This window comes from Empedobacter sp. GD03739 (assembly GCF_029843245.1).
GTDB classification, from domain to species: Bacteria; Bacteroidota; Bacteroidia; order Flavobacteriales; family Weeksellaceae; genus Empedobacter; species Empedobacter falsenii_B.
The window spans coordinates 89898-96356 of the sequence record NZ_JAOCHX010000005.1; the positions used below are offsets into that span (position 1 = coordinate 89898).

8 protein-coding genes are annotated in these 6459 nt (G+C 31.8%); 5 read left to right on the top strand and 3 right to left on the bottom strand.

Annotated elements, in window-relative coordinates; genetic code table 11:
• Window positions 1-40 precede the first annotated feature (40 nt).
• From N5E64_RS03225 to N5E64_RS03235, 3 genes are all read left to right on the top strand, one after another.
• Window positions 41-454: a DoxX family protein gene (locus tag N5E64_RS03225; RefSeq protein WP_038335807.1), complete on the top strand. Its 414-nt coding sequence runs from the start codon at window positions 41-43 to the stop codon at window positions 452-454.
• Complete coding sequence (gene def, locus N5E64_RS03230) at window positions 451-1152, top strand: peptide deformylase (RefSeq protein ID WP_280035680.1); 702 nt, start codon at window positions 451-453, stop codon at window positions 1150-1152. The genes N5E64_RS03225 and def overlap by 4 nt, the downstream gene beginning before the upstream one ends.
• Before the next feature lie 75 nt (window positions 1153-1227).
• Complete coding sequence (locus tag N5E64_RS03235) at window positions 1228-2013, top strand: alpha/beta hydrolase (protein WP_280035682.1); 786 nt, start codon at window positions 1228-1230, stop codon at window positions 2011-2013.
• Between the two features lie 39 nt (window positions 2014-2052).
• On the opposite strand, the gene trmD is transcribed toward N5E64_RS03235, so the two are convergent.
• Both trmD and N5E64_RS03245 read right to left on the bottom strand, forming a co-directional pair.
• Window positions 2053-2739 carry a tRNA (guanosine(37)-N1)-methyltransferase TrmD gene (gene trmD, locus N5E64_RS03240; RefSeq protein ID WP_280035683.1) on the bottom strand — a complete coding sequence of 229 codons (687 nt, stop codon included), beginning with the start codon at window positions 2737-2739 and terminating at the stop codon, window positions 2053-2055.
• A 43-nt stretch (window positions 2740-2782) separates the two neighbouring features.
• Complete coding sequence (locus N5E64_RS03245) at window positions 2783-3241, bottom strand: hypothetical protein (RefSeq protein ID WP_115000228.1); 459 nt, start codon at window positions 3239-3241, stop codon at window positions 2783-2785.
• A 196-nt stretch (window positions 3242-3437) separates the two neighbouring features.
• On the opposite strand from N5E64_RS03245, the gene hemB reads away from it, so the two are divergent.
• The gene (hemB, locus tag N5E64_RS03250; RefSeq protein WP_280035685.1) at window positions 3438-4433 is read left to right on the top strand and encodes a porphobilinogen synthase; all 996 of its coding nucleotides are present in this window, start codon (window positions 3438-3440) and stop codon (window positions 4431-4433) included.
• Between the two features lie 57 nt (window positions 4434-4490).
• On the opposite strand, the gene N5E64_RS03255 is transcribed toward hemB, so the two are convergent.
• The gene (locus N5E64_RS03255) at window positions 4491-4853 is read right to left on the bottom strand and encodes a hypothetical protein (RefSeq protein ID WP_280035687.1); all 363 of its coding nucleotides are present in this window, start codon (window positions 4851-4853) and stop codon (window positions 4491-4493) included.
• A 116-nt stretch (window positions 4854-4969) separates the two neighbouring features.
• Between N5E64_RS03255 and ffh the strand changes: the two genes are divergently transcribed.
• Window positions 4970-6331 carry a signal recognition particle protein gene (gene ffh / locus N5E64_RS03260; protein ID WP_280035688.1) on the top strand — a complete coding sequence of 454 codons (1362 nt, stop codon included), beginning with the start codon at window positions 4970-4972 and terminating at the stop codon, window positions 6329-6331.
• Window positions 6332-6459: the final 128 nt, after the last annotated feature.

Sequence of the window (6459 nt, forward strand, 5' to 3'; positions counted from 1 at the left end):
CGTAAAAACTAGAACTTATATTTGAAAAAAAAATAAAAAAATGAGCACAAAATTTAAACTTTTAGGAAATCAACCTGCATTTATCGATTTATCATTGTTATTAGTACGTTTAGCTGCTGGTGGATTTATGTTTACACACGGATTCGGAAAATTGCAAAAATTAGTCAATGGAAATTTTGAATTTGGTGATCCAATTGGACTTGGACCAGAAATATCTTTGGGATTAACGGTTTTTGCGGAAATACTTTGTGCTTCTTTAGTTTTGGTCGGATTATTTACTCGTTTAGCCGTTATTCCACTTATCATTACAATGTTAGTTGCTGTATTTATCGTGCATGCAGATCATGATTTTGGTAAAAAAGAATTGGGATTATTCTACTTAATCAATTATTTAGTTATATTTTTATCAGGCGCAGGAAAATATTCTTTAGACAAATTGATCCTTAAAAAATGATAAAAACATTAACCTATAGCTTATTGATTTGTTCTTCTGCATTATTTGCTCAATCAAAAAATATGAAAAACATTGTTTATACGCCATTAACAAAGGCAGAAACGACATTAATAAAAGAAAAGAATTCCTATGATCCTTTTCGTGTTTTATTAACGACTTCGGATGCAGATACAAAAATCTTAAAATCAATTTCTATTGATATTGATCCAAAAGATCCGTTAATCAAATTATTGGCCGATCGTATGTATGCGACTGTACAAGATGAGGCGAGTAAAGGTGTTGGAATTGCTGCTCCGCAAATTGGGATTAATCGCAACGCGGTTTGGGTGCAACGTTTTGATAAAGAAGGTGAACCTTTTGAGTTTATTATCAATCCAAAAATTACTTGGTATTCGGACATTGTTCGTCACGGTCGCGAAGGTTGTTTGTCTATTCCTGATATTTTCGGAAAAGTGTATAGAAGCTTGGTTCTTCGATTAGAATATTATGATTTGGATGGAAATTTTCATGATGAAACAGTAGAAGGTTTTACTGCGGTTATTTTTCAACACGAATACGATCATTTAACAGGAACGTTATTTACAGATCGTATGAAAGAACAAGAAAAACTAAATTATGTGAAAGCAGAAGTAATGAACGATGTTTTTTACTTGAAAAAGACTAGTTCTTTTACAGATGACGACGATGATGAAGATTAAAAATTTCTTAAAACCTAGAAATTATTATGCTTGGCATAGTTTTTAGTTTAATTTTGCAAAAACTTATTTAGAAAATTGTTAGCATACACTACATATAATCATCCAACGAGCACAGAATGGGTGACTTTTGTTCATGGAGCAGGAGGAAGTTCTACGATTTGGTTCAAGCAATTGCGTGAATTTCGCAAACATTTTAATGTTTTGTTAATGGATTTGAGAGGACACGGACGTTCTAAGAAAAACTTGAAAGCGCTTTTCGAAAAACGTTATACTTTCAAATCAGTTTCAAAAGATGTGATTGATGTTTTGGATCATTTAAATATTGATAAAACACATTTTGTTGGGATGTCTTTAGGAACGATTGTAATTCGACAATTGGCAGAAGATTATTCGGAGCGATTCAAATCAATGGTGATGGGAGGCGCAATTATGAAAATTAATTTCCAATGTCAATTTTTGATTAATGTTGGAAATACGTTCAAACATATGTTGCCTTATTTAATCTTGTATCGAATTTTTGCTTTCGCTATAATGCCAAAAAATACACATAAAGAATCAAGATTATTATTTATCAATGAAGCGAAAAAATTGTATCAAAAAGAGTTTTTGAAATGGTTCAAACTTACTGCGGATGTCAATCCGTTGCTAAAATGGTTTCGAAAAGTTGAATTGAATATTCCGACTTTATATGTGATGGGAGCAGAAGATCATATGTTTTTGCCTTCGATTCAGGAATTAACAAAAACACATACTAAACATTCAGAATTGATTGTTATCGAAGATTGTGGGCATGTTGTAAATGTCGATCAACCACAAATTTTTAACGATAAAGTGATTGAATATATTCATCGAATTAAATAAAAAATACTGAAAAAGCTTCCAATTAGGAAGCTTTTCTATTTATTTTGATCTTTTTTCTAACAAATCTGGGCGACGTTCTTTTGTACGTTCAATTGCTTTTTCATGCAGCCATTCCTCTATTTTAGGAAAGTTACCAGAAAGTAAAACATCAGGGACTTTAAGACCTTTAAATTCGGCTGGACGCGTATAAATTGGTGGCGCCAACAAATCATCTTGAAACGAGTCTGAAAGGGCAGAAGTCTCATCTCCAATTACGCCAGGTAACAATCGAATAATAGAATCAGCCAAAATAATTGCGCCAAATTCTCCACCCGAAAGTACATAATCACCAATAGAAATTTCTCTTGTCACATACATATCTCGAATACGTTGATCGATACCTTTGTAATGTCCACAAATCATCATAAGATTTCCTTTCAACGACAAATCATTCGCAATTGTTTGATTCAACGTTTCTCCATCTGGCGTCAAATAAATAATTTCATCATACGTGCGTTCATCTTTCAATTTCGAAATCATTTTGTCCAAAGGTTCGCACATAATCACCATTCCAGAAGTTCCACCGTACGGATAATCATCTACATGACGATAACGTCCTTTTCCAAAATCTCTCAAATCGTGAACATGAATTTCAGCTAAACCTTTGTCTTGCGCACGTTTCATAATCGAGGCAGAAAATGGACTAACTAATAATTCGGGTAAAACTGTGATAATATCTATTCGCATGCTGCAAAGATATTTGTTTAGCTACGTTTGCGCAAGTTTAAATCTATTTTTTGAATTTGATTGTTTTAATAGAATTTATAAATTCTTCTTGTGACTTTTCATCTAAATTGTAACCAATAAAATTAAATTTTGAAGTTGAATTTTTAATAGTATCCATATAAACTGCAATTAATTTATGATGATTTGATTGTATAAGTTTTGCTTTTTGATGATCAATAACAATATAAGAAATCTGATATTCTGATTGTACGATAGAATCAATATTAGTTTTGTGAAGTTTATTGATATATAACTCAGAGATTTTTTCCAATTCTAAATCAGGATTATTATTTAAAATAATTGTAAAAATACTATCTGCAATTTTAGCATTAATATCAAAATCTCCGCCTGCAAGTCTGCCATAATCATAATCTAAGGTATCATTATTTGGTGTAATAATTCTTCCAACTTCAGTATCAATTCCGCCTAATTTCACTTTTTTCCAATCTTTCGGAATTTCCATAGAGAAACTTCTAAATTGAATCGTTTTATAATTCTTTTTATTGCAAGAAATTAATCCAAAAAATATAATGAATGATAAATATTTTAACTGATTATTCAAATGATTGATTTTCTTTTAAAATTAATAAATATAATTGATATTATTCATTAGCCTTATTCAAATGAAATCGAGTAAATTTGTCTAAAATTTTAATCAAATGTTTTTATATAACAGACATAGACGACTACGCAAAAATGAATCAATTCGTAGTATGATTCGCGAAAATCATTTGTCACCAAACGATTTTATTTTACCAATTTTTATGGCTGAAGGAGAAGGTGTGAAGGAAGAAATTGCTGCAATGCCAGGTATTTACCGCCAATCTCTTGACAATACTGTAAAAGAAGTAAAAGAAATTTGGGATTTAGGTATAAAATCAGTTAACATATATTGTAAAGTTAGTGATAACTTAAAAGATAACACAGGTAAAGAGGCTTGGAATCCAAACGGATTGATGCAAAATACAATCAAAGCAATCAAAGATGCTGTCCCAGAAATGATTGTAATGCCTGATGTTGCCTTAGATCCATATTCAATTTATGGTCACGACGGAATCATCAAAAATGGGGAAGTTATTAATGATGAAACAGTTGACGCTTTGGTAAAAATGACGTTGTCTCATGCAGAAGCTGGTGCAGATTTTGTTGCGCCTTCTGATATGATGGATGGTCGAATAGGAGCGATGCGTGCTGCGTTGGAGGAAAACGGTTTTCATAATGTAGGAATTATGACGTATGCTGCGAAATATGCATCATCTTTTTATGGACCTTTCCGTACAGCCTTAGATTCTGCGCCAGTTGATTCTCAAGAAATTCCGAAAGATAAAAAAACCTATCAAATGGATTACCATAATTCGCAAGAAGCGTTGCGCGAAGCAATTGCAGATGTAGAAGAAGGTGCAGATATTTTGATGGTAAAACCAGGAATGGCTTATTTAGATATTGTGAAATTAGTGAAAGATAATTTACAAGTTCCGGTTTCTGTTTATCAAGTTTCAGGTGAATACGCAATGATAAAAGCTGCTGTAGAAAAAGGTTGGTTAGATAATGATAAAGTTATTTTAGAATCTTTAACTTGTTTCAAAAGAGCAGGATCTGACCTAATTTCAACTTACTTTGCAAAAGAAGCTGCAAGATTATTGAATGATCAATAAATCAGTTCAAAAAAGAAATAAAAAAATCCACTTCGTTTGAAGTGGATTTTTTATGTTTTAAAGCGAATAATTAACCATTTTCGCTGTAAATTGTTGTTTTTCTAATGTAGATAGAAAATATTTTTGTTCAGCTTCAGCTTGTTCTTTTTTCTGATAATTCTTTTCGTAACCCGTTTGAATTTCTTTTAAAGAACCAAACGTTCCATTTTTCAATAAATAATTCTGAAACTTTGTATATCTATCTGCCAATTTGGCGTAGATATCTTTGTTATCGATGTTTGCTTCATAAACATCTGTCACATAAACTTCATTATCTTGTCCATAAGCGATGGAAAAAAAATAATAAGTTTGGTTATTCTTTGTTTGACTGAAAACCACCCCAGTAACAAAGAATAAAAATAGTACTAAACCTTTTTTCATTCAACCAAAATTTGAGTTGGCAATTTAAACATTATTAATCAATTGTATACCTTGTTGTGTGAATTTATATTATTCGGTATAATTTTTTTATATTTGTGTCCTAAAATTGACTCAAAATGTTTCAAAATCTTCAGGATAAATTAGATAAAGCATTACATACCTTAAAAGGAAAAGGACAAATTACAGAAATTAACGTTGCAGAAACCGTAAAAGAGGTGCGTAGAGCCCTTGTTGATGCCGATGTTAGTTATAAAGTTGCAAAAGATTTTACAAATACGGTAAAAGAAAAGGCTTTAGGTGAAAACGTAATTACGTCGCTTAATCCTGGACAATTAATGGTAAAAATTGTTCATGATGAATTAGCAAAATTAATGGGAGGTGAGGTTACTGAACTGAAAGTAGACGATAATCCTACAATTATTTTGATTGCTGGTTTACAAGGTTCTGGTAAAACAACTTTTTCTGGTAAATTAGCTAATTTCCTTAAAACTAAGAAAAACAAAAAAGTATTATTAGTTGCTGGTGATGTTTATCGTCCGGCTGCCATCAATCAGTTACAAGTTTTAGGAGAGCAAATTGGCGTGGATGTTTATGCTGATTTAGAAAACAAGAATCCTGTAGAAATTGCTCAATCAGCGATTGCACAAGCAAAACAAAACGGAAATAATGTAATTATCGTCGATACAGCTGGTCGTTTGGCGATTGATGAGCAAATGATGGATGAAATTCGTCGCGTTCATCAAACAGTTAATCCAACCGAAACTTTATTTGTTGTAGATTCTATGACAGGGCAAGATGCGGTGAATACTGCAAAAGCCTTCAATGAAGTATTGAATTATAATGGAGTTGTTTTAACAAAATTAGATGGTGATACTCGTGGTGGAGCTGCTTTAACGATTAGAACTGTTGTTGACAAGCCTATCAAATTTATTTCTACTGGTGAGAAAATGGAAGCTTTAGATGTTTTCTATCCAGAACGTATGGCTGATCGTATTTTGGGAATGGGTGACGTTGTTTCGTTAGTAGAGCGTGCTCAAGAGCAATTTGACGAAGAAGAAGCAAAACGTTTGCAAAAGAAAATTGCAAAAAATAGCTTCGATTTTGATGATTTCTTAAAACAAATTCAGCAAATCAAACGTATGGGTAATATGAAAGATTTGGTCGGAATGATTCCTGGTGCTGGAAAAGCATTAAAAGATGTAGATATTGATGACAATGCTTTTAAAGGTGTTGAAGCAATTATTCACTCAATGACAAAAAAAGAGCGTCAAAATCCAAATATTATCGATAATTCTCGTAAGAAAAGAATTGCAGCTGGTTCTGGAACATCTTTACAAGAAGTGAATCAATTATTGAAACAATTCTCTGAAATGGGAAAAATGATGAAATTTATGAATTCTTCAAATGGTAAAAAGATGATGGAAACAATGTATAAAAATATGCCTGCAGGTGGATTCCCAGGAATGCCAAAAATGTAATCACAATTATTTATATAGCTAAAAACCTCCAATAATTTGGAGGTTTTTTTATAGATTTTATTTTTGTTTCGTAAACGTTAAGTTTGAACCATTTGAACCATCAACATAGGATTGGTTCAATTTGTTAA